The 26,805-nt window shown below is 72.2% G+C and carries 23 protein-coding genes; 11 read left to right on the top strand and 12 right to left on the bottom strand.

The annotated features are described in order from the left end of the window. Positions 1-20: 20 nt before the first annotated feature. From ACQPZG_RS12505 to ychF, 4 genes are all read right to left on the bottom strand, one after another. Positions 21-470 carry a PIN domain nuclease gene (locus ACQPZG_RS12505; RefSeq protein ID WP_433545879.1) on the bottom strand — a complete coding sequence of 150 codons (450 nt, stop codon included), beginning with the start codon at positions 468-470 and terminating at the stop codon, positions 21-23. 404 nt (positions 471-874) lie between these two features. Further along, positions 875-1,288 (bottom strand): DNA-binding protein, encoded by a 414-nt coding sequence (locus tag ACQPZG_RS12500; RefSeq protein ID WP_433545878.1) that lies wholly within the window; start codon positions 1,286-1,288, stop codon positions 875-877. Then, positions 1,270-1,554, bottom strand: coding sequence for a hypothetical protein (locus tag ACQPZG_RS12495; protein WP_319143829.1), 285 nt, complete (start codon positions 1,552-1,554; stop codon positions 1,270-1,272). Before ACQPZG_RS12495 ends, ACQPZG_RS12500 begins: the two co-directional genes overlap by 19 nt. Positions 1,555-1,844: 290 nt before the next feature. Next, positions 1,845-2,933: a redox-regulated ATPase YchF gene (gene ychF / locus ACQPZG_RS12490; protein ID WP_433545877.1), complete on the bottom strand. Its 1,089-nt coding sequence runs from the start codon at positions 2,931-2,933 to the stop codon at positions 1,845-1,847. Between the two features lie 323 nt (positions 2,934-3,256). On the opposite strand from ychF, the gene ACQPZG_RS12485 reads away from it, so the two are divergent. Beyond that, entirely contained in the window at positions 3,257-3,856 is a 600-nt protein-coding gene (locus ACQPZG_RS12485) for a DUF6542 domain-containing protein (protein WP_433549373.1), read from the top strand. Positions 3,857-4,090: 234 nt separating this feature from the next. On the opposite strand, the gene ppgK is transcribed toward ACQPZG_RS12485, so the two are convergent. Both ppgK and ACQPZG_RS12475 read right to left on the bottom strand, forming a co-directional pair. Continuing rightward, positions 4,091-4,828 carry a polyphosphate--glucose phosphotransferase gene (gene ppgK, locus ACQPZG_RS12480; RefSeq protein ID WP_433545876.1) on the bottom strand — a complete coding sequence of 246 codons (738 nt, stop codon included), beginning with the start codon at positions 4,826-4,828 and terminating at the stop codon, positions 4,091-4,093. Between the two features lie 54 nt (positions 4,829-4,882). Continuing rightward, positions 4,883-5,905 carry a 4-hydroxy-3-methylbut-2-enyl diphosphate reductase gene (locus tag ACQPZG_RS12475; RefSeq protein ID WP_433545875.1) on the bottom strand — a complete coding sequence of 341 codons (1,023 nt, stop codon included), beginning with the start codon at positions 5,903-5,905 and terminating at the stop codon, positions 4,883-4,885. Positions 5,906-5,994: 89 nt separating this feature from the next. On the opposite strand from ACQPZG_RS12475, the gene ACQPZG_RS12470 reads away from it, so the two are divergent. The 4 genes from ACQPZG_RS12470 (at position 5,995) to ACQPZG_RS12455 (ending at position 11,467) form a co-directional block, all read left to right on the top strand. After that, entirely contained in the window at positions 5,995-7,506 is a 1,512-nt protein-coding gene (locus ACQPZG_RS12470; RefSeq protein WP_433545874.1) for an APC family permease, read from the top strand. A 225-nt stretch (positions 7,507-7,731) separates the two neighbouring features. Next, entirely contained in the window at positions 7,732-8,958 is a 1,227-nt protein-coding gene (gene xseA / locus ACQPZG_RS12465) for an exodeoxyribonuclease VII large subunit (protein WP_433545873.1), read from the top strand. Positions 8,959-9,108: 150 nt separating this feature from the next. Then, a complete protein-coding gene (locus ACQPZG_RS12460) occupies positions 9,109-9,336 on the top strand; it encodes an exodeoxyribonuclease VII small subunit (protein ID WP_433545872.1) in 228 nt (75 codons plus the stop codon). Positions 9,337-9,607: 271 nt separating this feature from the next. Beyond that, on the top strand, positions 9,608-11,467 hold the full coding sequence (locus tag ACQPZG_RS12455; protein ID WP_433545871.1) for a sigma-70 family RNA polymerase sigma factor: 1,860 nt from the start codon (positions 9,608-9,610) through the stop codon (positions 11,465-11,467). A gap of 359 nt (positions 11,468-11,826) precedes the next feature. Here ACQPZG_RS12455 and ACQPZG_RS12450 read toward each other — a convergent pair whose 3' ends face one another. Continuing rightward, the gene (locus ACQPZG_RS12450; RefSeq protein WP_433545870.1) at positions 11,827-12,675 is read right to left on the bottom strand and encodes an isocitrate lyase/PEP mutase family protein; all 849 of its coding nucleotides are present in this window, start codon (positions 12,673-12,675) and stop codon (positions 11,827-11,829) included. 238 nt (positions 12,676-12,913) lie between these two features. On the opposite strand from ACQPZG_RS12450, the gene ACQPZG_RS12445 reads away from it, so the two are divergent. The 6 genes from ACQPZG_RS12445 (at position 12,914) to ACQPZG_RS12420 (ending at position 19,532) form a co-directional block, all read left to right on the top strand. Further along, positions 12,914-14,053: a DUF4190 domain-containing protein gene (locus tag ACQPZG_RS12445; protein WP_433545869.1), complete on the top strand. Its 1,140-nt coding sequence runs from the start codon at positions 12,914-12,916 to the stop codon at positions 14,051-14,053. Positions 14,054-14,196: 143 nt separating this feature from the next. Beyond that, positions 14,197-14,949: a GntR family transcriptional regulator gene (locus ACQPZG_RS12440; RefSeq protein ID WP_433545868.1), complete on the top strand. Its 753-nt coding sequence runs from the start codon at positions 14,197-14,199 to the stop codon at positions 14,947-14,949. A gap of 292 nt (positions 14,950-15,241) precedes the next feature. Next, positions 15,242-15,421, top strand: a complete 180-nt coding sequence (locus ACQPZG_RS12435; protein ID WP_433549372.1) for an SPOR domain-containing protein — start codon at positions 15,242-15,244, stop codon at positions 15,419-15,421. Positions 15,422-15,542: 121 nt separating this feature from the next. After that, entirely contained in the window at positions 15,543-15,944 is a 402-nt protein-coding gene (locus tag ACQPZG_RS12430; RefSeq protein WP_433545867.1) for a (deoxy)nucleoside triphosphate pyrophosphohydrolase, read from the top strand. Positions 15,945-16,275: 331 nt separating this feature from the next. Next, on the top strand, positions 16,276-16,713 hold the full coding sequence (locus ACQPZG_RS12425) for an ATP-binding protein (protein ID WP_433549371.1): 438 nt from the start codon (positions 16,276-16,278) through the stop codon (positions 16,711-16,713). A 287-nt stretch (positions 16,714-17,000) separates the two neighbouring features. Beyond that, positions 17,001-19,532 (top strand): SpoIIE family protein phosphatase, encoded by a 2,532-nt coding sequence (locus tag ACQPZG_RS12420; protein WP_433549370.1) that lies wholly within the window; start codon positions 17,001-17,003, stop codon positions 19,530-19,532. 378 nt (positions 19,533-19,910) lie between these two features. Here the strand turns inward: ACQPZG_RS12420 and ACQPZG_RS12415 are convergent, their stop codons facing one another. The 5 genes from ACQPZG_RS12415 to ACQPZG_RS12395 all read right to left on the bottom strand — a co-directional run bounded on the left by ACQPZG_RS12415 (position 19,911) and on the right by ACQPZG_RS12395 (position 26,786). Further along, positions 19,911-20,621: a PspA/IM30 family protein gene (locus ACQPZG_RS12415; protein ID WP_433545866.1), complete on the bottom strand. Its 711-nt coding sequence runs from the start codon at positions 20,619-20,621 to the stop codon at positions 19,911-19,913. Between the two features lie 61 nt (positions 20,622-20,682). Further along, complete coding sequence (locus ACQPZG_RS12410; RefSeq protein WP_433545865.1) at positions 20,683-22,797, bottom strand: TPM domain-containing protein; 2,115 nt, start codon at positions 22,795-22,797, stop codon at positions 20,683-20,685. A 338-nt stretch (positions 22,798-23,135) separates the two neighbouring features. Next, the gene (locus ACQPZG_RS12405; RefSeq protein ID WP_433545864.1) at positions 23,136-23,999 is read right to left on the bottom strand and encodes an arylamine N-acetyltransferase family protein; all 864 of its coding nucleotides are present in this window, start codon (positions 23,997-23,999) and stop codon (positions 23,136-23,138) included. A gap of 28 nt (positions 24,000-24,027) precedes the next feature. Next, a complete protein-coding gene (locus ACQPZG_RS12400) occupies positions 24,028-24,825 on the bottom strand; it encodes a succinate dehydrogenase/fumarate reductase iron-sulfur subunit (protein ID WP_433545863.1) in 798 nt (265 codons plus the stop codon). Beyond that, positions 24,822-26,786, bottom strand: coding sequence for a fumarate reductase/succinate dehydrogenase flavoprotein subunit (locus ACQPZG_RS12395; RefSeq protein WP_433545862.1), 1,965 nt, complete (start codon positions 26,784-26,786; stop codon positions 24,822-24,824). The genes ACQPZG_RS12400 and ACQPZG_RS12395 overlap by 4 nt, the downstream gene beginning before the upstream one ends. Positions 26,787-26,805 lie beyond the last annotated feature (19 nt).

Raw genomic sequence — 26,805 nt, 5'->3', positions numbered from 1 at the left:
ACTGGTTCAGAAAGGTGACATCAGCCATTCAGTATCTCCCTGTTTCTTCGCGCCAGAGGTTGCACTGGAAATCGACTGCACATCAAAGTGGAACTTCTGACCTGCGGAAATGCAGACCATTGAGGCACTCGCTGGCACGGCATGCGGCTTTCCCGGTCAGTCGGCGGTGCCGGCTCCACGACCCACTCGGCTTGTACCCCGCTCACCGAGGCGATCATGTCGAAGTCGCCGTCGTAGTGCAGGACCGTGGCCCCGTGCCGTTCTGCGGTTGCCGCGATGAGGACGTCGGCCAGCGACAGCGCCCGGTGAAAGCCAGCGTTCAGCGCCAGCGCCTGGATCGCGAGCGCCTGCTCGAACTCCTCGTCGTTGCAGGGCAAGTGGTCGAAACCACGGAGCAGGGTACGCAGGCGCAGCGCCTCGGGCTTTCCGCGCGCCGAGAACAGAACCTCATACTCGGTCGGGGCGCACACTGCGCGATATCAATTGGGACTAAGAAATGGCATCAAAATGCTGGAGCGCGTCGAGGGTGCCTCGATCAGAGCCGGGAGCACGACCTCGACTGGTTGATCAGCTTCCCGATCGGCGAGCAACCCTGTACGCGGAGAACAGGCAGACACCTGGTACCAGGCCAGGCGCCTGACTGAATACGTCGCAGCAGTAGGCGTCCATGCCACATCACTTCCGCCCGGGCAGGAGCGGACCGAGGTCGAGGCGTGGCTCGCGTTCGCGGACGCGCACCTCCAGAGCCTCACCGAATCGGCCTCAGCGCCGAAACTGCCCACGCCGCCGAAACCCAGCGGCGACGACCTCAAGCCCCTCCTCGGTCACTGGAGCCCCTACGGACCCCGCTCCTACTGAGCCGGACCAAGGGAAATCACACCGCCACGAGCCGGACCCGCTCGCCGCACAGCTTGGCCATGTCGTCAATATCGGAAGTCAGCATGACCACGGGGCGGTGCTGTCGCAGCGCGGCCTCGGCGACGGCCGCATCGATCGCGTACTCGTGTCCGTGCAACCCGGCATTCATCAGCAACTTCGAGGCAGCCCTCGCCTCCTCGTCACCGACCGGGACGACCCGCAGCCCGGAAAGCACCCAGTTCAGGCGTGACTTGTTCGTACGGGCGTGGACGGCCTCGATGATGGTGAGCGCACTGATCACGACCTCCATGCCGCGCGAGCGCGCCTCAGCGATCAGAGCCACCACCTGTTCTTCGTCAGCGAGCAGCTTCGAGAGTCCCTCGCTGTCGAGGACGAGCGTCCCCTCGTGACTCAGCCTGCGGCGGGCCACTCGGCCTCCTCGGTGAACACCTCGTCGAAGACCTGCCGCGCCCGCTGACGAGCCGGCTCGGAGACCGGCCCCTTGCGGCTCTCGTAGTCCGCCAGGTACTCGTCCAGGACCTGCCCGCGCAGCTCACGCTCGACCGCCTCGGCGATGAACGCGGAGAACTCCCGCTTGCCCACCCGAGCCCGGATCGCCTCCGCGGTCCCCTCCGGCAGCGACAAGCTCACCCGCGTCGCTGGCCCTTCCCCGATGCTGTACGTCGCCTCAGCCATGTCCCCGATTGTGTCAAACGAGTAGGAAAAGTGCCACGTCCGCACTATCTTCACAGCTCGGTCAACGCCCCGCTCGCACAAATCCCAGCACGGGCACCCCCATCCCATCCCATCCCATCCCAACACGATCCCAGCACGGTACGGATGACCAGGGATGACGACAGGTGACGAGGGATCAGCTATCCCAGCACCATCCCAGTACGGGAAAAACAAAGGGCCCGACTCCGAAGAGTCGGACCCCATCTGACCTGCACGTTTGCCAGATCAGCGACGTGGTGTTATGTCACCCGCTACACATTGAAGCGGAACTCCACCACGTCCCCGTCCTGCATGACGTACTCCTTGCCCTCCATGCGGGCCTTGCCCTTGGCGCGGGCTTCGGCGACCGAGCCGGTTTCGACCAGGTCGGCGAAGGAGATGACCTCGGCCTTGATGAAGCCCTTCTGGAAGTCGGTGTGGATCACACCGGCCGCCTCCGGGGCCGTGGCGCCCTTCGGGATGGTCCAGGCGCGGGTCTCCTTGGGGCCTGCCGTGAGGTAGGTCTGGAGGCCGAGGGTGGCGAAGCCGACGCGGCCGAGGGTGGCGAGGCCGGGCTCCTCCTGGCCCATCGACTGGAGGAGTTCGAGGGCCTCCTCGTCGTCGAGTTCGATGAGCTCGGACTCGATCTTGGCGTTGAGGAAGATCGCTTCGGCAGGGGCGACGAGGGCGCGCTGCTCGTTCTTGAAGTCCTCGTCGACCAGCTCGTCCTCGTCGACGTTGAAGACGTAGAGGAAGGGCTTGGTGGTCAGCAGGTGCAGCTCGTGGAGGAGGTCGCCCTGCTCGGTGCCCTTGGTGATGCCGGCGGAGAAGAGGGTCTGGCCGGTTTCGAGGATGGCCTTGGCCTTCTCGACTGCGGCGAGGACGGCGACCTTCTCCTTCTGGAGGCGGGACTCCTTGGTGAGGCGGGGCACCGCCTTCTCGACGGACTGGAGGTCGGCGAGGATCAGCTCGGTGTTGATCGTCTCGATGTCGTCCTTGGGGGACACCTTGCCGTCGACGTGGACGACGTTCTCGTCCTTGAAGGCGCGGATGACCTGGCAGATCGCGTCGGACTCGCGGATGTTCGCGAGGAACTTGTTGCCCAGGCCCTCGCCCTCGGACGCGCCGCGCACGATCCCCGCGATGTCGACGAAGTCGACCGTGGCGGGGAGGATCTTCTGGGAGTCGAAGATGCCGGCGAGGACCGCGAGGCGGGGGTCCGGGACGCCCACGACGCCCACGTTCGGCTCGATGGTGGCGAACGGGTAGTTGGCCGCCAGCACGTCGTTCTTGGTCAGGGCGTTGAAAAGGGTCGACTTGCCGACATTCGGCAGGCCGACGATTCCGATCGTGAGCGACACGTTGGCGACTTCCCGTAGCGGAGAGAGAGGAGCTGGTTGCGGCCCGGGGCGGGCCGACCGGTCTCCCAGTTTACGGGCGGGGTGCGGGGGCGTCGTACGGGAGGAGGGCCGACGCTTCGGTACGCTGCCGGGCTCCGCCGGGGCGCCGGCCACCCGGCCCACGGGCGTACGCCGTCGAACTCAACCCCAAGGTCGGCCAAAACGCGTGTCCAAGCCGCGAATTCACGTGCCCGGCGACCTACGTTGGTCCGGTGGAGCAACCCAGGACCCGACCCCGCCCCGGCGGCCAGCGCCCCTCGCAGCGCAGGCCGCACCGCATCGCCGTGGAGGAGGTCTCCGCCGAGACCGCGACCGCGTACCGGGGCTCCGGCCGCCCCGAGCGGCCGGTCGCGCCGGTGGTGTCGGCGCTGCGACGGCTGCCCAATCCCCGGCTGACCGGCCTCGGCGGAGGACTCTTCGCCTCCGTGACCATGTTCGTGCTGGGCTGTCTGGACAGGCTGCTGTTCGACGGCTCGCCGGTCGTCTACGGGGTGCTCTTCCTGCCGGTCTGTGCGCTGACCGCGCTGTGGGTGCGGACCGCGGACCTCGTCACCGCGCCCATCGCCGTGCCGATCGCCTTCGCCTGCGGGCTGCTGCCCATCGCCGGCGGTTCCGACGGGGTGGGCAGCCGGCTGATGGCGGTCGTCACGGCACTCGCCGTGCACGCGGGCTGGCTGTACGGCGGCACGCTGGTGGCCGGTCTCATCGCGAGCGTGCGGAAGGTCCGGCAGATGGCGGGCAAGCGGGCCGCGGCGCGTGCCGGTTCCGCCGCCGTGCCGGTCGCCCCCGCCGTCGTACGAGCGCAGGCGCCGGGCGTACGACGACCCCCGCGGGTACGGCGGCGACCGGGCGTACAGCCTCAGCGGCCGCCGCACGGCGACTGACGCACGGCGACTGAGAAGCGCCGCTCTCTGCGCGGTGACGGGGGATGACGCCCTTTCCCGCGCGGCGACCGGGCGTCCGGGCCGCCCAGGCGCGGCGGCCGGGGGGTGACGTCGGGCGCGGTGACGTGGGGTCCCGGACCCTGCCCGGCGACTGGGCGTCCCGGCCAGCCCCCGCCCGGCAGCCGAGGGTCTTGACTACGCGCGCGTCCCCGCTGTCGCACGGGGGCGGCGAAGCTAGCGCTTAACGGCTGCCATGGCCGCGCCCACGATTCCCGCGTTGTTCTGGAGCTGGGCCGGGACGATCTCCGCGCGGATGCCCTCGATGAGGGGCAGGAACTTCTCCGCCTTGCGGCTGACGCCGCCGCCGATGATGAACAGGGACGGCGAGAAGAGCATCTCCAGGTGCGCCAGGTACTTGGTGACGCGCTTCGCCCAGTGCTCCCAGCTCAGGTCCTCGTCCTCCTTGGCCTTCGTGGAGGCGCGCTTCTCGGCCTCGTGGCCGTGGAGTTCCAGGTGGCCCAGCTCGGTGTTCGGGACGAGTTTGCCGTCGAGGAAGAGGGCGCTGCCGATCCCGGTGCCGAAGGTGAGCAGGAAGACCGTGCCCTGGCGGCCCGCGCCCGCGCCGAACGTCATCTCGGCGACGCCCGCGGCGTCCGCGTCGTTCAGCACGGTGACCGGCATGCCGAGCCGCTCGCCGAGCACGGCCTGGGCGTTGAGGTCCACCCAGCCCTTGTCGACGTTGGCGGCCGTACGGGTGACGCCGTCCGTGACGACGCCGGGGAAGGTGATGCCCACCGGCCCCGACCAGCCGAAGTGGTCGACGACCTCCTTCACGCCGCCGATCACGCTGTCCGGCGTGGCCGGGTGCGGGGTCAGTACCTTGTGCCGCGGCTCGGCGAGGTCGCCCCGCTCCAGGTCCACGGGAGCGCCCTTGATGCCGGAACCGCCGATGTCCACTCCGAACACGTTCATGGACACCACCGTACGACGCACCACCGACAACCGGGCGGAGAGCCCGGCGTCCGGCTACTTGCTGCCGAGGGAGGCGGCCTCCGCGCGCAGGTCGCGGCGGAGCTCCTTGGGGAGCGAGAAGGTGATCGACTCGTCGGCCGTCTTGACGGTCTCGACGTCCGCGTAGCCGCGCTCGGCGAGCCACTCCAGCACGCCGTCGACGAGGACGTCCGGCACCGAGGCGCCCGAGGTCAGGCCGACCGTCGTCACGCCCTCCAGCCAGGATTCGTCGATCTCCGAGGCGAAGTCGACCAGGTGGGCGGCGGGGGCGCCGGCGTCCAGGGCGACCTCGACCATCCGGATGGAGTTCGAGGAGTTCTTGGAGCCCACGACGATGACGAGTTCGGCGTCCTCGGCCAGCTTCTTCACCGCGATCTGACGGTTCTGGGTGGCGTAGCAGATGTCGTCGCTGGGAGGGGAGAGGAGGTTGGGGAACTTGGACTTCAGGGCGTCGACCGTCTCCATCGTCTCGTCGACGGAGAGAGTGGTCTGGGAGAGCCAGACGACCTTCGACTCGTCGCGCACGGTGACGTTCTCCACGTCCTCCGGGCCGTCGACCAGGGTGATGTGGTCGGGGGCCTCGCCGGAGGTGCCGATGACCTCCTCGTGGCCCTCGTGGCCGATCAGCAGGATGTCGTAGTCGTCCTTGGCGTACCGGACGGCCTCCTTGTGCACCTTGGTGACCAGGGGGCAGGTGGCGTCGATCGTGGCGAGTTTCCGCTCGGCGGCCTCGGCGTGGACCGTCGGGGCGACGCCGTGCGCGGAGAACATCACGATGGAGCCCTCCGGGACCTCCGCGGTCTGCTCGACGAAGATCGCGCCCTTCTTCTCCAGGGTCTGCACGACGTACTTGTTGTGAACGATCTCGTGCCGGACGTAGATCGGCGCACCGTACTGCTCAAGGGCCTTCTCGACGGCGATGACGGCGCGGTCCACGCCCGCGCAGTAGCCACGGGGGGCGGCGAGCAGGACACGCTTGTCACTGCGGCGCGCAGCGTCTCCACTCGGGGCGGCGGGTGACGGGCGGGAGGAAGTCATGCTCCCCATCGTAAGGCCGTGTCCGGGAGGCCAAAGATCGCCCGCGGGGGAACACTGGGATGGTTGATCGACTCGCGTACGGAGGAACGATGGCGAGGAGCCCTGACGGGACCGAAGGTACGACCGGGGCGGCAGGGGCGACGGAGGCCACAGGTGCTGCCGACGCCGCGGGTGCCGGTGGGGCCGCCGGGTTCGGCGGGCCCGGTCGGCGGGGCGAGGCCGGTGGTCGGCCGGGTGAAACCGGTGGTGCGGGCAGGCCCGGCGCGCGACCGCAGCTCAAGAGGAGCCTCGGGTTCCGGGATCTCGTCGTCTACGGGCTGCTGTTCATCGCCCCCATGGCCCCGGTCGGCGTCTTCGGCACCCTGGACGCCAAGTCGCACGGCGCCGTCGCGCTCGTCTACGTCGTCGCGACGGTGGCCATGGCGTTCACCGCCTTCAGCTACGCGCAGATGGTGCGGGTGGTCCCGCAGGCGGGCTCCGTCTTCGCCTACGCGCGCGCGGGGCTCGGCGAGGGGCCGGGGTTCGTCGCCGGATGGATGGCGATGCTCGACTACCTGCTGATCCCGGCCGTGGCGTACCTGTTCTCCGGCATCGCGCTGAACGCCCTGATCCCGTCGGTGTCGCAGTGGGTGTGGACGGCGCTCGCCGTGCTGGTGACCACCGCGCTGAACATGACGGGCGTACGGGCCGCGGCGCGGGTCGGTTTCGCGGTGCTGGCGCTGGAGATCGTGGTGCTACTGGTGTTCGTGGTGGCCGCGCTCGTGGTGCTGCTGCGGGACGGCGCCCAGCGCGACTGGCTGTCGCCGCTGACCGGCGACGGGTCGATGGGGGCGTTCTCGCTGGCGGCGGTGCTCGGCGCGGTGTCGGTGGCGGTGCTGTCCTACCTGGGCTTCGACGCGATCGCCTCGTTCGCGGAGGAGGTGACGGGGGGCTCGGCGCGGGTCGCGCGCGCGGTGCTGATGTGTCTGGCGCTGGTCGGTGTGCTGTTCGTCGTACAGACGTACCTGGTGGCGCTGCTGTCGCCGGTGACGGCGGCCGAACTGGCGGCCGACCCGTCGAAGCAGGGCACGGCCTTCTACGACGCGGTGGACGGGGCAGTGGGGGCGTGGCTGCACGACCTGGTGGCGGTGAGCAAGGCCATCGGCGCGGCGTTCGCGGCACTGGCGGGGCAGGCGGCGGCGGGGCGGCTGGTGTTCGCGATGGCACGGGAACGCCGGCTGCCGGGCGTACTGGCGCGGGTGGACGCGAAGTCCGGGGTGCCGAGGGTGGCGCTCGGGCTCGCGGCCGTGGTGACGCTGGTGGCGGCGGTGTGGGCGGCCCGGCGGGGGGACGGGATGGACCATCTGGTGTCGGTGGTCGACATCGGTGCGCTGACCGCCTTCGTCCTGCTGCACGCCTCGGTGGTCGGGTGGTTCGCCGTCCGGCGCAAGGCGGGGCCGCCGGTGTGGTGGCGGCACGTCCTCGCCCCGGTGGTGGGTGCGCTGATCGCGGTCGCGGTCATCGTGGAGGCGAGCCGGGCGGCGCAGGTGGTGGGTGTGGCGTGGCTCCTGGTGGGGCTGGTGGTCCTGTTCGCCCAACGGGGGCGGGTGGTGCGGAGGTAGCGGAGTGCGGGGCGGTCGGGGCCGGGTGCCGGGGGCGGTCGGGGCCGGGTGGCGGGGCCGGGTGGCGGCGGGACGGCCACCGGTTGCCCCGACGTACGCACCGGCGGTGCGGGCAGCCGGTGCGCGTTGACCTCGTGCACCGCGCGGCCGTGCGGGTCGCCGCCGAGCAGGTCGTGCTCCGCGGCGGCCCGCCCCGTTGTCGGTGCTGCGGGCTAGCCTCGGGGCATGGCTCTCAACACGTCAGCGGACGCGCCCCTTCCGGTCGGTGAGGTCTCCCGGTTGATCGGGGGGTGGATCGACCGGCTCGGCGCCGTGTGGGTCGAGGGACAGATCACGCAGCTTTCGCGGCGGCCGGGGGCGGGGGTGGTGTTCCTGACGCTGCGCGACCCGTCGAACGACATCTCCGTGGCCGTGACCTGCTACCGGCAGGTCTTCGACGCGGTGGCCGACGTCGTGTCGGAGGGCGCGCGGGTCGTCGTCCACGCCAAGCCCGAGTGGTACGCGCCACGCGGGCAGCTGTCGCTGCGGGCGAGCGAGATCAAGCCGGTGGGCATCGGGGAACTGCTCGCCCGGTTGGAGCAGCTGAAGAAGTCCCTGGCCGCGGAGGGCCTCTTCGCGCTCGACCGGAAACGGAGCCTGCCCTTCCTTCCGCAGCTGATCGGCCTGGTGACGGGACGTGCCAGCGCCGCGGAGCGGGACGTCCTGGAGAACGCGCGGCGGCGGTGGCCCGCCGTCCGCTTCGAGGTGCGCAACGTGGCCGTGCAGGGCGTGCACGCGGTCCCGCAGGTCGTTCAGGCCGTGCGGGAACTGGACGCACTGCCGGACGTCGACGTGATCGTCGTGGCACGCGGCGGCGGCAGCGTCGAGGACCTCCTGCCGTTCTCCGACGAGCAGTTGGTACGGGCGGTGTCGGCGACCCGTACACCCGTCGTGTCGGCCATCGGGCACGAGCCGGACTCGCCGCTGCTGGACCTGGTCGCCGACGTGCGCGCCTCCACGCCCACCGACGCCGCGAAGAAGGTCGTACCGGACGTGGGCGAGGAGCTCGACCGGGTCCAGGCGCTCCGTGACCGGGCGCTGCGGATCGTGCAGGGACTCCTCGACCGGGAGGAGCGCGGCCTCGCGTCCGCGCTGGCCAGACCCGTGATGGAGCGGCCGCAACGGATGGTCGAGGACCGGGAGGCGGAGGTGGACGCGTTCGTGGCGCGGAGCCGCCGGACGCTGGGGCACCTGTTGGACCGGGCCGACTCCGAGCTGTCGCACACCCGGGCGCGGGTCGTGGCGCTCTCGCCGGCCGCCACGCTGGAACGGGGGTACGCGGTGCTGCAACGCAGTGACGGGACGGTGGTGCGCTCGCCCGAGGACGTGTCCGGCGGGGACGACCTGAGGGCGCGGGTCTTCGAGGGGGAGTTCGCGGTACGGGTCGCGGCGGCGCGCGGCGAGGGGGAGTGACGGGGGACGGGGGCGGGACGAGAGGGGGAAGCGACGGGGCGGCGCAGAGGAGGGCGGGGGTGCTGGGGCGGCGCAGAGGAAGGGCGGGGGTGCTGGGGCGGCGGGTGAGCTGCGCTGTCGTTGTCGGACCCCGCACATAGGGTGGATCGCATGGCCAAGACGGAAGAAGCCGGTGCCGGAGCCGAGGTGGGCTACGAGCAGGCTCGGGACGAGTTGATCGAGGTCGTACGACGCCTGGAGGCGGGCGGTACGACGCTGGAGGAGTCACTTGCCCTCTGGGAGCGCGGGGAGGAGCTGGCGAAGGTGTGCAGGGGGTGGCTTGAGGGGGCTCGGGCACGGCTGAACGCGGCGTTGGCCGAGGGGCAGCGGGAGGACTGACACCCGCACCGTGACCGGAGCTCCGATACGCCCTGGACTCGGTGGCGGGGCCGGGTGGCCGCCCCGGTGCGTCCTGACGCAATCCGGTGGGGGCCGGTGGGCACTCCTGGACGCGCCGAGTTGCCCGCCTCCGAAGGACGGGGGAAGTTCGTTGGCGGGTTTTTGTTATCCGGGATCTCGGCCCCGGTCTCCTGTTCCGTGGAGCAAGATGCGTGTGCGTGCCGTACGTACGCGTGTGCGGGCCGAGCAGGTGTGAGAGAGGCGGGAAACCGTGACCAGGGACCACGGAGTCGCGACAGTCGTAGCGGCGCAGAGCGGTGACTTGCAGGCGCAGGACGCCCTCGTCGCTGCCTACCTGCCTCTCGTCTACAACATCGTCGGCCGCGCGCTGGACGGTCACGCCGATGTCGACGACGTCGTGCAGGACACCATGCTGCGCGCACTCGCCAACCTCCCGACCCTCCGCATCCCGGAGAGTTTCCGGTCCTGGCTGGTGGCGATCGCCATGAACGAGGTGCGGCGGCACTGGCACCGCGAGCAGCCCGCCGGCCTCCCCGCGCCCGGGGAGCGCGAGCCCGCCGACCCGGGAGCCGATTTCGTCGGCCTGACCATCGTCCGGATGGGCCTGAGCGGGCAGCGCAAGGAGACCGTCGAGGCGACCCGCTGGCTGGACGCCGACGACCGGGCCCTGCTGTCCCTGTGGTGGCTGGAGGCCGCCGGCGAGCTGACCCGGGCCGAGGTGGCGACCGCGCTGGAACTCGCGCCGGAGCACACCGCCGTCCGCGTGCAGCGGATGAAGTCCCAGCTGGAGGCGGCCCGCGTGGTGGTACGGGCACTGGCCGCCGTGCCGCTCTGCGGTCAGTTGCGGGAGGTGCTCGGACCGTGGGACGGAACGCCGTCCGCGCTGTGGCGGAAGCGAATATCGCGGCACGCGAAGGACTGCGCGACGTGCTCGGGCCACCGGGCCGGGCTGGTCCCGGCGGAGGGACTGCTGGCGGGGTTCGGGCTGGTGCCGGTGGCCGGGGTGCTGGTGGAGCTGGTGAGCCTCGCGGTACGGAACGGGGGCGGGCCCGCGGCGGCCGGGGCGCACGACGCGTACGGGGTGTCGTACGCGACGGACGCCGCAGCGCACACCCAGCCGATACCGGCCGGGGCCCCGTACCCGCACGCCGATGCGCACTTCCCCGAGGGCCCCGGCACGGCTCCGTACGCGGACGCGACCTCCCTCCCGAGGCCCGGTCACACCCCCGGGGCGGAGCCCCTCGTCGGCGCGGGCGCGGGTGCCTCCGGGCCGGGCGGGGACCTCGGCAGACGCACGTCCGGCGGCACGGCCGACGGTGACGGCCCCTCGCGCAGCGACCGGCGTCGGACCCGGCAGCGACGGCGGCAGGTCGTGGTGGCGGTCGCCGTGCTGGCGGTCGTCGGCGGCGGGATCGGAGCCGTGCAGTGGTTCGCCGGCGGGGACGACGCCGCGGCCGGAACCTCCGTCGCGGACGCCGCCCGGACAGGCGGGCCCGTCCTGCCGGGCACGGACGCGGACGCGGACACGCGCGCGACGCCGTCCACGGCGCCCAGCAGCGCCGTGCCTTCGCCCACGACCGCGTCGCCCACCAGGTCTGCCACCCCCGGCAGGACGCCCGACAGGACCCCGACCCCGACGAAGTCCAAGGCCGCCCCGCCGCCCGCCAAACCGACCCGCGCCGCCGAACCCACGCGCCCCGCCCCGCCGCCCGCACCTCCCGCCCCGCCCGCCGGACCCGCGCAGGAGGTGATCGCCCTGGTCAACTCGGAGCGTGCGAAAGCGGGATGCGGTCCGGTCAAGGGCAACACCCTGCTCCGCACCGCGGCTCAGCGGCACTCCGAGGACATGATCGCCCGCGGCTACTTCGACCACACCAGCCCCGACGGCGACGGCCCCGGCGAACGCGTGACCGCAGCCGGGTACAAGTGGAGTACGTACGGGGAGAACATCGCCGCCGGGCAGAAGAACCCCGCCGCCGTCATGGACACCTGGATGAAGAGCCCCGGGCACCGCGCCAACATCCTCAACTGCGCGTTCAAGGAACTCGGCGTCGGCATCGCGGACGCCTCGGGAGGCATCCGCTGGACGCAGGTGTTCGGCGCGCGGTAGGCGCCCGTGGGTTTTTGCGGATCCCTGCGGACCCCGGGGCGCCCTGCCCCACGGGCCCCGCGCGCCGGCACCGGCGCGGGGCCCGCGGGGGGACAGCCGGCCCGCGTGGCCCCGGGCCACAGCCGGCCCGCGCGGGCCCGGGGGGCAGCCGGCCGGCTGTCGGGCCCGTGGGCCACAGCCGGCCCGCGCGCGGACCCCGGGACAGCCGGCCCGCGCGCGGATCCCGGGACAGCCGGCACCCGCAGACCGGGGGACAGCCGGCACCCGCGCGGCCCGGCGGACAGTCGGCCCGCGTGGACCCGGACGGCGGGCGCACGTACGCGTCCCCACGGCGGCCCGCCCCCGGAGAGGGGCGTCCGTCAGTTCCCGAAGAGTGCGTCGAGGTCGTCGTGCGGGATCGCGCCCGCCACCGAGTCGTAGGTCCCCGACGTCAGCATCTCCTCGGTGGCCCGGCGCACCACCGCGTACGCCGCGCCTGCCACCTTCCCGCCCAGGCTGATCCGGGCCACGCCCAGTGCGGCCAACTCGGCGACGGTCGGGGATCCCGGGCCGACCAGCACGTTCAGCGGTGCGTCGACGGCCGCCACCAGCGCCGCGAGCGTCTCCGGGTCGGTGACGCCGGGGACGAAGACGCCGCTGGCGCCCGCTCCGACGTACGCGTGCATCCGGCCGATCGTCTCCTCCAGCCGGTCCGACTCCTCGCCGATGCCGAACAGATAGGTGTCGATGCGGGCGTTGAGGTAGAGGGGGATGCCGGCCCTGTCGGCGGCCTCGCGGGCGGCGGCGATGCGGCCCGCCTGCTCCATGGGCGCACGGTGCCCGTCCTCCAGGTTGACGCCGACCGCGCCCGCCGCGATCACGGCGGCGACCGTCTCGCCGACGCCCTCCGCGGTGTCCGCGAAGCCGCCCTCGATGTCCGCCGTCACCGGCACCTTCACCGCGCCTGCCACCCGCGCCACGAGGTCCAGCGCCTGCTGCCGGTCGAGTACGTCGCCGTCCGGTGCGCCCAGGCTCCAGGCGACGCCCGCACTGGTGGTGGCAACGGCGCTCGCTCCGGCCGCCTCGACGACCAGTGCGCCGGCGACGTCCCAGGCGTTGGCGAGCAGGAGCGGGGAGCCGGGTGTGCGGTGCAGGGCGTGGAGGAGTTCGGCCTTCTCGCGCTGTGCGGTCGTCGGGCTGCCGGATGTGCGGGAAATCGCAGAAGTCATGGGCCCAGTGGAACACTTCGCGGTCCTGGAGGCTGGTGAATTTCCGACCTCATCGTGCCCGCCCGGCCTGTGCCCGTCCCTCCTGTGCCCGCCACTCCCGTGCCCGTCGCAACCGCCGTCCGCGCACCTGCTCGTGCCGGGCCCCGGGGTGCGCGAGAAGTGGCATGACCCCTTTCGGCCGCGCCACGTACGATGCGCGCGGCACCCCCGCAACGCCCCGACGAGGAGCTCCGCATCCATGGCGATACCCCCGCCGCCCCCGGAACAGCCCTGGGACCGGCCCCGACAGCCGTCTCCGCAGGACCCGTACGACTCGCACGACCCGGAAGCCCGGCAGGCCCCGGCCGTCCCACAGAGCCCCCACGCCCCGCAGAACCCGCAGCTCTCGCAGGACGCGCAGCTCCCGCAGGACCCGGCCGTCCCGCAGAGCCCCCACGCCCCGCAGAACCCGCAGCTCCCGCAGGACCAAACCGCCCCGCCGAGCCCCCATGCCCCGCAGAGCCCCCACGCCCCGCCGCCCCAGGCGTACGGCGCGCCCTCCTTCGGCGCTCCCGCCCCCGGCCAGTCCCCGTACGGCCAGCCGCCCTACGGCCAGTCCCCGTACGGCCAGTCCCCGCACCCGCAGCCCTCGTACCCGCAGGCCCCCTACGGGCAGTCCCCGTACGCCGCCCACCCCTACGGTCCGCCGCCCGCGCCGCCCGCCGCCAACGGCCTGGCCGTCGCTTCCCTCGTCACCGGCATCGTCTGCTGCGTCCCGCCCCTCGGACTGATCCTCGGTCTCGTCGCCCTGGCGCAGATCAAGAAGCGTGGCGACTCGGGCAAGGGTCTGGCGGTCGCCGGCATGGTCCTGTCGTCACTGAGCGTCGTCCTGGTGCTGGTCGGCCTCCTCACCGGCGGGCTGAACTCGCTCGGCGAGGAGCTGAGGAAGGGGGCGAGCAGCAGCAACAAGTCCGTGGAGGACCTGCGGACCGGGCAGTGCTTCAACACCCCCGACGGGTCGCTTGAGGGAACCACGTACGACGTGGAGGTCGTCGGCTGCGACAAGCCGCACGACGCGGAGGTGTTCGGCACCTTCGACCTCGCGGACGCGAAGGCGTATCCCGGCGACGAGAAGATCAGCAGGGTCGCCGACCAGCGCTGCGCCATTGCCGAGAAGAGCTACACCGGCGGGCGCACGGTCGACGTCGACTCGTACTACCTGATGCCGGACCCGCGCGGATGGCGGCTCGGCGACCGCGGGGTCACCTGTGTCTTCGGCGACGAGTCGGGCGACCGCCTCACCGGCTCCCTCCGCGACACCGGAAGCGGAGATTCGGGTGAGCCGGGAGGGGTGGACGGTACGGACGGGGCAGACGACGTCCAGGGTGAGGAAGTCTGACCAAGGATCCCCGACCCTTACTCGGGGAAACATGCCTGCGTAACGGCAAATCATCACTTCGAGTGAAACTTTGGCCTTCGCTTGTGCCCGTCGACCCACGGTTGCCACGCTGTTGCTGTCTGTCAACCTGATGGGAGTGGCCAGTGACATTCGGTGAGCAGCCGGCCTACCTGCGCGTGGCTAAGGATCTCCGGAAGCAGATCGCCGACGGAAAGCTGCCGCCGCACACCCGGCTCCCGTCGCAGGCCCGCATCCGCGAGGTCTACGGAGTGTCGGACACGGTCGCCCTGGAGGCGCGCAAGGTGCTGATGGCGGAAGGGCTGGTGGAGGGGCGCTCGGGCTCGGGCACGTATGTGCGGGAGCGGCCGGTGCCGCGCAGTGTGACCCGCTCCGCCTACCGCGCGGTGGGCACCTCCACACCCTTCCGCCAGGAGCAGGCGGCCGAGGGGACGCGCGGGACCTGGGAGTCGCGCAGCGAGCAGACCGTCGCGCCGGGCGACATCGCGGACCGGCTGGGCATCGAGCCCGGCGACCGCGTGATGCGCACCCGGTACGTCTTCCGCGACGCGGGGGAGCCGCTGATGCTCTCCACCTCCTGGGAGCCCCTCGCGGTCACCGGGCGCACGCCGGTGATGCTGCCCGAAGAGGGTCCGCTGGGCGGCTGCGGAGTGGTCGAGCGGATGGCCGCCATCGACGTCGTGGTCGACAACGTGGCGGAGGAGGTCGGTGCGCGGCCCGGACTCGCGGAGGAGCTGGCCTTGTTGGGCGGCGTGCCGGGGCACGTCGTGCTGACCATCGAGCGGACGTACTTCGCGTCCGGGCGGGCGGTCGAGACGGCGGACCTCGTGGTGCCCGCCGACCGCTACCGGGTCGCCTACCGCCTGCCGGTGAAGTGACGCGGGAGTGACGCCGTCCGGCGGGGCCCGTGATCTGAGCGCGGTGCCAACTGTGTTGCCCTGAGAGCAGGTTGAACTTCCTGGGGGGCGCATCCACATGGATGCGCCCCCCTTTCTTGCGTCAACTCCCCTGCGCATCTTGGCCAGATCGGTGCCTCTTTGTGCAAAGACGTATCCGGTCCGTGAAGGTCAGGCGTAGGGTCGGGCATATGCGTACTGAGGTTTCCTGGGGATCCTTGACGGCGTTGTCGGCGCATGCGCCGGCGGACGGAGGCACGTGATGAATCACGCGGTGAACGACGGCGGTGACCGGCTTCCGTGGTTGGTGGTCCGGCAGGACGACAACGGCAACCGCTACCGCGTCGGCGCGTACGCCACACGCGCGGAGGCCGAGCAGCGGGCCGACCAACTCGACAGTCGCGGACACGAGCAGTTGTATCTGATCGAACAGGCCGGGGTGAAGAGGTCCTGAACCAGCGAGCACGAAACCGCTCCGGCTGCCGGAGCGTGTGAGAGAGGTCGGGCGCGGTGGTGCGCCTCGGTGGATCCGATCAATTTACCGAGACGCGGCCCTGCACCCGTAGGCTCCGCCCATGACGGAACGACTTGTCGTGGGCGGAGCCCTTTTTCATCGCGGCCGGCTGCTGGCCGCCCGCCGAAGTTCCCCGCCGGAACTGGCCGGCCGCTGGGAGCTGCCCGGCGGGAAGTGCGAGCCGGGGGAGACGCCCGAGCAGGCGCTGGTGCGCGAACTGCGCGAGGAACTCGGCGTGGAGATCGAACCGGTCGAGCGGATTCCCGGTCAGTGGCCGCTGAAGCCCGGTTACGTCTTTCAGGTGTGGACCGCCCGGCTGCTCTCCGGTGAACCCCGCCCCCTGGAGGACCACGACGAGCTGCGCTGGCTCGGACCCGAGGAGGAAGACGCGGTGGACTGGCTCGACCAGGACCGCCCGGCGGTCGCCGAGGCGGTGCGTCTGCTGCGTGGGTCGCCGGTGTAGTGCCGAGGCGGTGCGTCTGCTGCGTGCGTCGCCGGTGCGGGGGTCCTCGGCGGCTTCCGTGCGCGGGTGTGCGCGGGTGCGCGCGGGTGTGCGCCGCACCGGCCTGCCGCACCGCGGGGCACCGCTTTTCCGGCGGCGCGCGGACCGGCACCGCCGGGCGCGCGGAGGGCCGAACGGAGCAACGGGACGCGGCGCACGGGCCGTGTCGTACGCCGTTCGTGCCACAGTGCGCCCATTGCCTGGATAGAGGGCACCCAATATCGGGTATGTGCTGATTAACCCCCCGAAAAAGGACGTTCCTCTTAGGGGTCCGCTGCTGCTGCTCTGGGATGTGGTCGGCGTGCTCGACACCGAAGGCGCCCGCGCCGACTGGACCTTTTCCGCCGAGCCCGACGCCGTGCGCACCGCACGGCACGCAGTTCGCGACGCCCTGCACGACTGGGGGCTGGACGAACTGGCCGATGTGAGCATACTGCTGGTCAGCGAGCTGGTGACCAACTCCCTTCAGCACGCGTCCGGGCCCATCGGCGTCCGGCTGGTGAGGCTCGACACCCCTGCCCCCGCCGCCGGAACCGCCGGGCCCGTCCGCGCCGTCCTGCGGGTGGAGGTCTCGGACCCGCTCTCGGATCCGCCCCGCGAACGGGCGGCGGGTCCCGACGACGAGGGAGGGCGCGGAATGCAGCTGGTGGCCTGCTCGGCACGGCGCTGGGGTACCCGGCGCGGAAAGACGGGGAAAACGGTGTGGTTCGAGCTGGCCCTGCCCGGTTAGAAGTCTGAAGGGACTTTCGATCACGACGGCACGGACTGCGCGGTGCCGATACGGCCGAAAAGGGCCGAGGGAGAGCCGGGAGAACGTCGCGATCGTGAACGCCGTGCCGACCGGGCGCGTAGTGCTGAATACTGCGGGCCTGGCCGGTTCCGGTGAGGTGAGCTGGAGGGGACGGTCGTGTGAACAAGATACCGGCGGAGGGGCGACAGCCCGACGCGGGGACAGGCGGTGCGCAGGGTGCTGCGAACGCCCGGGACGCCTTCGCGGGCGCCGTGACGGGCACCGCCCTGTGGCAGAGCAGTCCGCCCGGGTCCGTCTACGACTACATCCGGCTCGCGTCCTTCTCGCTCGGGGCCGACGGGCTGGTCGAGCAGTGGAGCCGACGGGCCGAGGAACTCTTCGGGCTCACCGCGCGGCAGGTCGTCGGACGCGACCCGGTCGAGGTCTTCGTGCCCGAGCGGCACCGCGGGGACGGGCACCGGCAGGTGGCCGAGATCCTCGACGGCAAGGAGTGGACGGGGCTCGTCCCGTTCCGGATGCCGGACGCTCCGGGCGCGGCGGGCGACACCCGTGGTGCGCAGGGGATCGCGGAGATCTACGTGATGCCCAGCGAGACCCCCGAAGGGGAGCGCGGCGCGCTCTGCCTCGTCGTGGACGTCACCGACCTGCGCCGCATCGAAACCGACCTCGCCGCCTCGCAGGCAATTTTCGGTCAATCTCCCTTCGGCTTCCTGCTGTTCGGGACGGACCTCACGGTGCAGCGCACCAACCGCCGCTTCGCCTCCGTGTTCGGCGGCACCGTCGACGACCACCGCGGCCGCACCGTGCACGACTACCTGGCCGCCCCCGAGGCGGAACGGGTGCACACCGCGCTCGCCCGCGTCCTGGAGACCGGCGAGTCCATCACCGACATCCAGATCACCGGCACCGAACCCGGCAGCACCGAACGCCGCCACTGGTCGGTCAACCTCTACCGGGTGCACAGCGGCTCGGGCCGCCCCGTCGGCGTCGCGGGCCTCGCCACCGACGTCACCCGACGCCAGCGGGCCGCCCGTGAGGCCGCCGACGCCCGGCGCAACCTCGCCCTCCTCAACGAGGCCGGCGCCCGGATAGGGAACTCCCTGGACCTGGAGACCACCGCCCGCGAACTCCTCGACGTGGCCGTCCCCGGCTTCTGCGACCTCGCCTCCGTCGACCTCTACCAGGGGCTGCTCACCGGCGACGAGGCCCCGCCCGGCGTCACGGACGGCAGCGCCGAACTGCGCCGGGTCGCCTTCGCGAGCGCCGTCTCCGACGCCCCGCTGGCCATGCCCGGCTGCGTCGGGCCGGGCGAGGACCCCGCCGAGATCACCGTGGGCTCCGTCCACCGCTACCCCTCCGGCACGCCCTGCGCGAAGGCGCTGCGCACCGGCCGGGCCCGCGCGGTCAGCGGCGACGACGGCGAACTCGTGCACTCCACGCTCGCCGTGCCGATGGTCGCCCACGACACCGTCATCGGGCTCGTCCAGTTCTCCCGTACGAAGGGCAGCGAACCCTTCGGCGAGCGCGACCGGGCACTGGCCACCGAACTGGCGTCGCGCGCCGCCGTCTGCATGGACAACGCCCGCCTCTACCGCAGGGAGCACGAACGCGCCCTCATCCTCCAGCGCAGCCTGCTGCCGCCGGGGGACCCCGAGGCGGCGGGCCTCGACATCGCCTGCCGCTACCTGCCCGGGAACACGGCGACCGAGGTGGGCGGCGACTGGTTCGACGTCATCGAACTGCCGGGCCACCGCACGGCACTGGTGGTCGGGGACGTCATGGGCCGGGGGCTGCGGGCCGCGGTCGCGATGGGCGAACTGCGCACCGCCGTACGGACCCTCGCCCTCCTCGACCTGGAACCCGCCGAGGTGCTCTCCGCGCTGGACGAGATCGCGCGCGGCCTCGGCACGCCGAGCGGGGCCCAGCAGGCGTCCCGGGCCGCGCACAAGTCCCGCGAGGCGGACCTCTCCGAGGTGTACCTCGCGACCTGCGTCTACGCGGTGTACGACCCGGTCACCCGCCGCTGCACGTTCGCCAACGCGGGACACCTGCCGCCGGTGGTGGTCGAGCCGGGGGAGGAGCCGCTGCTGCTGGACGTACCGCCGGGCATGCCGCTGGGGGTGGGCGGCGAACCCTTCGAGGAGGTGGAGGTCGAGCTGTCCGAGGGGTCCCTGCTCGCCCTCTACACGGACGGCCTGGTCGAGTCCCGCGAGCACCCGCTCGACGAGGGGCTGCGCGACTTCCGTACGGCGCTGAGCGGGCCCGTGCGTCCTCTGGAGGACGTCTGCGACCACGTACTGACCACGCTCGACACCCGGCACGGCGAGGACGACATCGCGCTCCTCATGGCCCGCATCCAGGGCCTTCCGGCGGAGGCCGTCGGCGACTGGCGGCTGCCGCGGGAACCCCGTTCGGTGGGCCGGGCCCGCGAACTGGCCCGTGCGCAGCTCCAGTCCTGGGACCTCGAAGAACTCGTCGACACCACGGAGCTGCTGGTCAGCGAGCTGGTCACGAACGCCCTGCGGTACGGCGAGGGCGAGGTGAGACTGCGGCTGCTGCGCGACCGCACCCTGGTGTGCGAAGTGTGGGACGCGGGCCTGGTCCAGCCCCGGCGGCGGCGTGCCCGCGACACCGACGAGGGCGGACGCGGCCTCCAGCTGGTCGGACTGCTCAGCGCCGCCTGGGGGGCGCGGCGGACCCCCCGGGGCAAGACGGTGTGGTTCGAACTCGCCCTGCCGGACGGCGAGTCGCCCGAAGCGGCCGAGCTGAGCGTGGAGCAGCTGCTGAGCATGTACTGAGTCCGCGGGAGCCTGCGGCGGGGGCCGAGGGGACCGAGGTCGCGTCGCGGGGTCTCGTTCGTTCCGCGCGGGCCGCAGGGGACCGAGGTCGCGGGGTCTCGTTCTGTGCGGGCCGCGGGCGAGCGAGGTCGAGGGGGCTCGTTCTGTGCGGGCCGGGCGACCGAGGTCGCGGGGTCTCGTTCTGCGCGGGCCGGGCGACCGAGGTCGCGGGGTCTCGTTCTGTGCGGGCCGCGGGCGAGCGAGGTCGCGGGGGTCTCGTTCTACGCGGGCCGGGTGCCCGAGGCCGTGGGCCGGGCGACCGAGGACGCGAGGTACTCCGGCACCTGCCGGGCGGCGGCGGGGCCGCCCGGCCGTCCGTGCTGCGGGACGGGTCCCGGGTCACTCGTTCTTCAGAGCGGCCAGCCTGGCCGCGATCTCCGCCTCGTCGCCCAGGCTGTCCAACTGCTCGAACTGGGCGTCCAGCGACGACGCGGTCAGCTCCTGCTTGCCGAGCGCCCGCGCCTCCTCGCGCCGCACCTTCTCCTCGAAACGGCTCAGCTCGCTCGTCGGATCCATGACGTCGATGTTCTTGACGGCGTCCATCATCGTGTTCTGCGCCTGCGCGGACTTCGCGCGCGCCACCAGTTCGTCGCGCTTGGACGTCAGCTCGCCGAGCTTGGCCTTCATCCTGGTGAGGCCGTCCTTGAGACCGGCCACCACCTCGGTCTGCGCGGCGATCGTCGGTTCGGCGGTCTTCGCCTCCTTCTCCGCCTGGAGCTGCCGTTGCAGCGCCACCTTGGCGAGGTCGTCGAACCTGTCCGCGTCCGGGGCCGAACCGCCGGCCCTCAGCTCGTCCGCCTTCCGGCTGGCGGCCAGCGCCTTCCCGCCCCACTCCCGGGCCGCGTCGACGTCCTCCCGGTGGTCCTGCTCCAGCAGACGCAGATTGCCGATCGTGGTGGCCACGGCCTCCTCCGCCTCCGCGATGTTGCTGGTGTAGTCGCGGATCAGCTGGTCGAGCATCTTCTGCGGGTCCTCGGCCTGGTCGAGGAGGGCGTTGATGTTGGCCTTCGCGAGCTGGGTGACACGGCCGAGGACGGTCTGCTTGGACATCGGGTGCTCCTTCGGGTTCCGCGGGTGCTGGAGGAGGTGGCGTGGTGCGCGTACGTGTCGTCTAGAACCGGCCGCCACCACCCCTGCGCCCCCTCGTGCCCCCGCCGCCGAAGCTGCCGGGGCCGCCGCCGGTCCCGCCCCCGCCGAATCCGCCGCCGTAGCCCCCGCCGCCGCGTCCGCCGTTGAGGATTCCGCCGAGGATGATGCCGCCGAGGACCGCGCCGTTCAGGCCGCCGCCCTGTCCGCCGCCCATGCCGCCACCGCCGAGTCCGCCGCCGTACCCGCGCACGTCCTGCTCGGCCAGGCCCTGGGCCTGCCGGGCGAGGGCGTCCGCCTGCTGGGCCTCGGCGAGGGCGTCCGACGCGTTGTCCTGTCCGGCCAGCGCGGTGGACAGGTCCAGGTGGCGCTGGGCCTCCGCGAGGCGGGTCCTGGCCCGACTGCCGACGGCGCCCCGGTGCGTGGTGATGAAGTCGGCCGCCGCGCCGATCGCCGCACGTGCGGTCAGCGTCGCCTGTCCGAGCAGCTCTCCGGCCCGCCGGCCCGCGCTCTCCCGCTCGCGAGCCCCGGCCAGGGCCGCGTCGAGGGCGGCGTCCGCCTCCTCGACCCGGCGCAGCGCGTCGATCGGGTCGTACCGTCCCGCCGCCACTTCCTCCCGTACGCTCCCGACGACGGTCTCCGCGCGGGCGATGCGGCCCCGGAGGTCCGCGGTTCCCGCGCCCGGCGCCGTGCCGTCCAGCAGCCCGCGCGCGTCCGCCAGATCGGTGTCGGTCTCGGTGAGCGCGCCGTCCAGGTGGCCCACCGCCTCGGCGAGTTCGAGGGCGCGCCGCTCCACGGCGTCCACCAGGGTGGCCGCCTGGCCGACGGCTCCCTCGGCGGCCCGTACGAAGACCGCGGCCCTGCCGTTGTCGTCCGCCACCAGTGCCTGCCGGGCCAGGTTCAGGTTCTCCGTGGCGAAGACGAGGCGGTCCTTGGCCTGCTCGACGTGCCCGGCGACCGGCGCGGTGGCGGAGTCGGCGTACCGGCCGGACAGCGCGGTGAGGGTGGCCTCGGCGGTGCTCGTACGGCCGGTCAGCTCCCGGAAGGCGGCCTCGGCGGCGTCCAGGGCGGCGGGCGCGTTGCGTTCCAGCTCGCGCAGCCGGTCGAAGCCCTCCGACTCGGCGTCGAGGCGGCGATTGGCCTCGGCGCACCGGGTGAGGATCTCGTCGAGCATCCTCCGTTTCGTCGGATCGTCCTCGGGATGGGCGTCGTCCAGCTGCTGGCGGATGCGGAAGGCGGCGGTGAGTTCGCCCTTCGCGTACGCGAGCGCGTCCGCGAAGGGGCGGGCCGCCTCCTCCCCGAACTGGGCGGTGGCGAAGCCGAGTTCCTCCTCGCTCGTGCGGACGGCGTCGTCGGTCTCGACGAGCGCCTGCTGGGCGTGACCGTCGAGCTCGGGCAACGGGGTGGGAGCGGGTGCGGGGGCGTGCCCGGCGGCCTCCACGTCCGGCCCGTCCCTCCGCTTCCGGTTCCGACGCCTGCTGTACGCGTACGCGGCCAGGGCGCCCGCGCCGCCGATCGCGACGACGGGGAGCACCAGGTCGCCGGTCGCACCGCCCTCGGCGCCCGGATCGCTGGAGCCGGGGACGAGGCTGGGCGTCGGGACTGCCTGCCCTTCGAGCACGGCGGCGTACCCGTCGGCCGCGCCGATGGCGGCGCCCGCCCAGTCGTTCTCCCGCAGGGCGGGCTTGACTGCGGTCGCGGAGACCTCGGCGAGCTGGGCGTCGGTGAGCCGGGAGGTGTCGTCCACGGAGTACGCGTACTGGCGGTCGCGGGTGGCGACGGCGAGGAGCACGTCGTCGCGGCCGAGGCCGTTGCGGGTGGCGGTGGCGTCGGCCCAGCTCTGGGAGGACCTGCCGGAGAAGTCGCGGACGTAGACGACGAAGAGCTGGATGCGATGGTCCGCGTACAGCCGGTCGAGTGCTTCGGCGACCTCGCCGCGTCTGTCGCCGAGGGCGCCGGTCTTGTCGGTGACCTGGCCCTCGGAGAGACGGACGGGGCCTTCGGCGCGCACGGCGTGTGCGGGGGCCTGCGGTCCGGCCAGCCAGCAGGCGGCCACGGCCAGGAGAACGGCCAGGAGGGCGGCGGGCCGGAGGCTGCCGACCACGCCGGGTATCCGGGAACGGCACTCGGGAGGCGTCACAGGGGGAGGCTATGCCGGGCCCCGGGCCGCCGCGAGCCGGGTACGGGGGCTGCGGGTGGACGGGGACGGACCGCGGGCGGGGCTGCAGGTGGAGGGTGCGGGGTGCGGGCGCCGCGGCCGGAGGCGACGGACCGCGGGCGGGACGCGTGGGGTGCGGGCGGAGGGGGCGGGACGCGCGGGGTGCGGGTGGAGGGGACGGGGCGCGGGAGGAGAGGACCGGGGGCGTGCCGGGTGCGGGGCCGCGGGTGGAGAGGACCGGGGGCGCGAGAGGGGACGGCGGGCGTCGGACACGCGTGTGCGTGCGGACGGCCCCGCCACGCCCCCGGCTGCTCGCCCGCCTACGGTGCGGTCAGCTTCGCGACCAGCAGTGCCGCGTCCTCCTCGCTCGTCTCGATGTCGAAGACGTCCGCCAGGACCTTGGGCGCCTCGTGCGGTTCCAGCTCCCGGATCTCCGCGGGCAGCGACGGGTCGGGGTGGCTGGACGTGAGCGTCAGGTGGTCCAGGACGTACAGCCGGTCGGGCAGCACCCGCTGCACGAAGAGCCGGCGGCTGAAGGGGGAGTGGGGACTGAGCGCCACGAAGAAGTTGGAGGTGCGGAGGTCGACCGGGTACTGCGGGTCGAGCGTCACCGTGTGCCGCACCATCCACCCCGTGCCGTCGTCGGTGTCCGGGCCCTGGGCGGGCTGGTACATCGCCCAGCCGACCGCACCGGGCGTGACCTCCTGCTGCCGCAGCCGGTACGTCCACGCGTCCTGCTCGACCTGGACGCCCGCCGGCCCCTCCACCAGCTCGACCGGTTCCAGCATGCTCGCGCCGAAGCCCACGTCGCACAGCCACCGGGAGCCGTCGTCGAACTCGACGACCAGCATCGCGTGCGTCGTCGGCAGGATCTTCGAGCTGCCCATGACGACCCGTCCCTGCACCACGAAGAAGCGGTACCCGAGGGCTTCGAGCAGGGCGGCGAACAGCGTCACGTGCTCGAAACAGTAGCCGCCGCCCCGGCCGGTGATCATCTTGCGTTGCAGAGTGGGCAGGTCCAGGGGCACGTCTCCGTGCAGGTACGCGGAGAGGTTGTCCCAGCGGGCGTTCAGCACATGGGCGCGGTGCAGGGCACGCAGGTTGGCCAGGGTGGGGGAGCGGTCCCCCTCGTGCCCCAGCCGGGTCAGATAGCCGTCGAGGTCGAGCTCGTCACTGTTCCACATGCCCTGTGCAGCGTGTCCGGTCCCCGAGCTATTCCGTCCGCCCGGCCGGACGGCGGCGGATCCGGTTCCCCAGCCAGACCAGCGGGTCGTACTTGCGGTCGGCGGCCCGTTCCTTCAGGGGGATCAGCGCGTTGTCCGTGATCCTGATGTTCTCCGGACAGACCTCCGTACAGCACTTGGTGATGTTGCACAGGCCGAGCCCGTGCTCCTCCTGGGCCGTGCGCTTGCGGTCGAGCCCCGCCTCGTGCGCCGCGTCCAGCGGATGCATGTCCAGTTCGGCGATCCGCATCAGGAAACGCGGCCCGGCGAAGGACTCCTTGTTCTCCTCGTGGTCGCGCACCACGTGGCAGGTGTCCTGGCACAGGAAGCACTCGATGCACTTGCGGAACTCCTGCGACCGCTCCACGTCCATCTGCTGCATCCGGTACGCACCCGGCTCCACCCCTTCGGGCGGTACGAAGGCGGGTACCTCCCGTGCCTTCGCGTAGTTGAAGGACACGTCCGTCACCAGGTCCCGTACGACGGGAAACGCACGCAGCGGCGTCACCGTGATCGTCTCCGACGGGGTGAAGGTCGACATCCGGGTCATGCACAGCAGCCGGGGCCGCCCGTTGATCTCCGCGCTGCACGAACCGCACTTGCCCGCCTTGCAGTTCCAGCGCACCGCCAGGTCGGGCACCTGGGTGGCCTGGAGGCGGTGGATGATGTCCAGGACGACCTCACCCTCGTTCACGGCGACCTTGAAGTCCTCCAGACCGCCGCCCTCCGGATTCCCGCGCCACACCTTGAAATCGGCGACGTACTTGGCAGAGGCAGAAGTGGTCACTCGTACAGCTCCTCTTCGGCGAGGTACTTGACCAGCTCCTCCTTCTCGAAGAGGGCGAGCAGGTCCGGGCGGATGGGCTCGGTGGTCGTCGAGGTGAGCTCGATCTGGCCGCGCGCGGGGTCCACCGGCGCCGGATCGGCCGCCACCGCCCCGGCCGCCGGGCCGGCCGGCCGGCACAGCAGGTTCACCTGCCGCCAGGACCGCTCCATGGCGGGGAAGTCCTCGCGGGTGTGGCCGCCGCGGCTCTCGGTGCGTTCCAGGGCTGCGCGGGCGATGCACTCGCTGACCAACAGCATGTTCCGCAGGTCCAGCGCCAGGTGCCAGCCCGGGTTGAACTGGCGGTGCCCCTCGACGCCCGCGCGCCGCGCCCGGACCCGCAGCTCGGCCAGCTTCTCCAGGGCGCGCACCATCTCGCCCTCCTTGCGGATGATGCCGACCAGGTCGTTCATCGTCTGCTGGAGTTCCTGGTGCAGGGTGTACGGATTCTCCGGCGGGCGCCCCGCCTCCGCCGCGTCCGCCTCCGGGCCCTCCGCGCTGAACGGCCGCAGCGCCTCGGCCGCCGCCGCGTCGACCTGCGCCCCGTCCACCCGGGGCCGCAGCGGACCGGCGTGCTCGAACGCGTGCTGCGCGGCGTGCAGCCCGGCCCGGCGTCCGAAGACGAGCAGGTCGGACAGGGAGTTCCCGCCGAGCCGGTTCGAGCCGTGCATGCCCCCGGCGACCTCTCCGGCCGCGTACAGGCCCGGCACGCCGCGGGTCGCCGCCGTGTCGGAGTCGACGGCGATGCCGCCCATCACGTAGTGGCAGGTCGGTCCGACCTCCATCGCCTCGGCGGTGATGTCGACGTCCGCCAGTTCCTTGAACTGGTGGTACATGGACGGCAGTCGGCGGCGGATCGTCTCGGCGGGCATCCGCGTCGACACGTCCAGGTAGACCCCGCCGTGCGGGGTACCGCGACCGGCCTTCACCTCCGAGTTGATGGCACGGGCGACCTCGTCACGGGGGAGGAGTTCCGGCGGACGCCGGTTGTTGTCCGGGTCCTCGTACCAGCGGTCGCCCTCCTCCTCGGTCAGCGCGTACTTGTCCTTGAAGACGTCGGGCACGTAGTCGAACATGAACCGCTTGCCTTCGGAGTTGCGCAGTACGCCGCCGTCCCCGCGGACCGACTCGGTGACCAGGATCCCCTTCACGGACGGCGGCCAGACCATGCCCGTCGGGTGGAACTGCACGAACTCCATGTTCAGCAGCGGCGCCCCCGCGAGCAGGGCCAGCGCGTGCCCGTCGCCGGTGTACTCCCACGAGTTCGACGTCACCTTGAAGGACTTGCCGATGCCACCGGTGGCGATGACCACGCTCGGGGCCTCCAGGACGAAGAAGCGCCCCGACTCGCGCTCGTAGCAGAAGGTGCCCGAGACGCGCTCGCCGTCGAGCAACACCCTTGTGACCGTGCATTCCTGATAAACCTTCAGGCGGGACTCGTAGTCGCCGCTCTGCCGGAAGTCCTCCTGCTGGAGCGCCACGATCTTCTGCTGGAGGGTGCGGATCAGCTCCAGCCCCGTACGGTCGCCGACGTGCGCCAGCCTCGGGTACTCGTGTCCGCCGAAGTTGCGCTGCGAGATCCGCCCGTCCGGCGTCCGGTCGAACAGCGCACCCCACGTCTCCAGCTCCCACACCCGGTCCGGTGCCTCGCGCGCGTGCAGTTCCGCCATCCGCCACTGGTTCAGGAACTTCCCGCCGCGCATGGTGTCGCGGAAGTGCACCTGCCAGTTGTCCCCGGAGTTCACGTTCCCCATGGACGCGGCGATGCCGCCCTCGGCCATCACGGTGTGCGCCTTGCCGAACAGGGACTTGCAGATCACCGCCGTACGGGCGCCCTGCTCGCGCGCCTCGATCGCGGCCCGCAGCCCGGCCCCGCCCGCGCCCACCACGACGACGTCCCACTCCTGCCGTTCCAGCTGAGTCATTGTGAGAAGGCTCCAAGTG

Origin of the sequence: Streptomyces sp. CA-294286 (genome assembly GCF_050947155.1) — a bacterium.
GTDB lineage: Bacteria > Actinomycetota > Actinomycetes > Streptomycetales > Streptomycetaceae > Streptomyces.
This window is presented reverse-complemented; position numbering and strand designations above follow the sequence as displayed.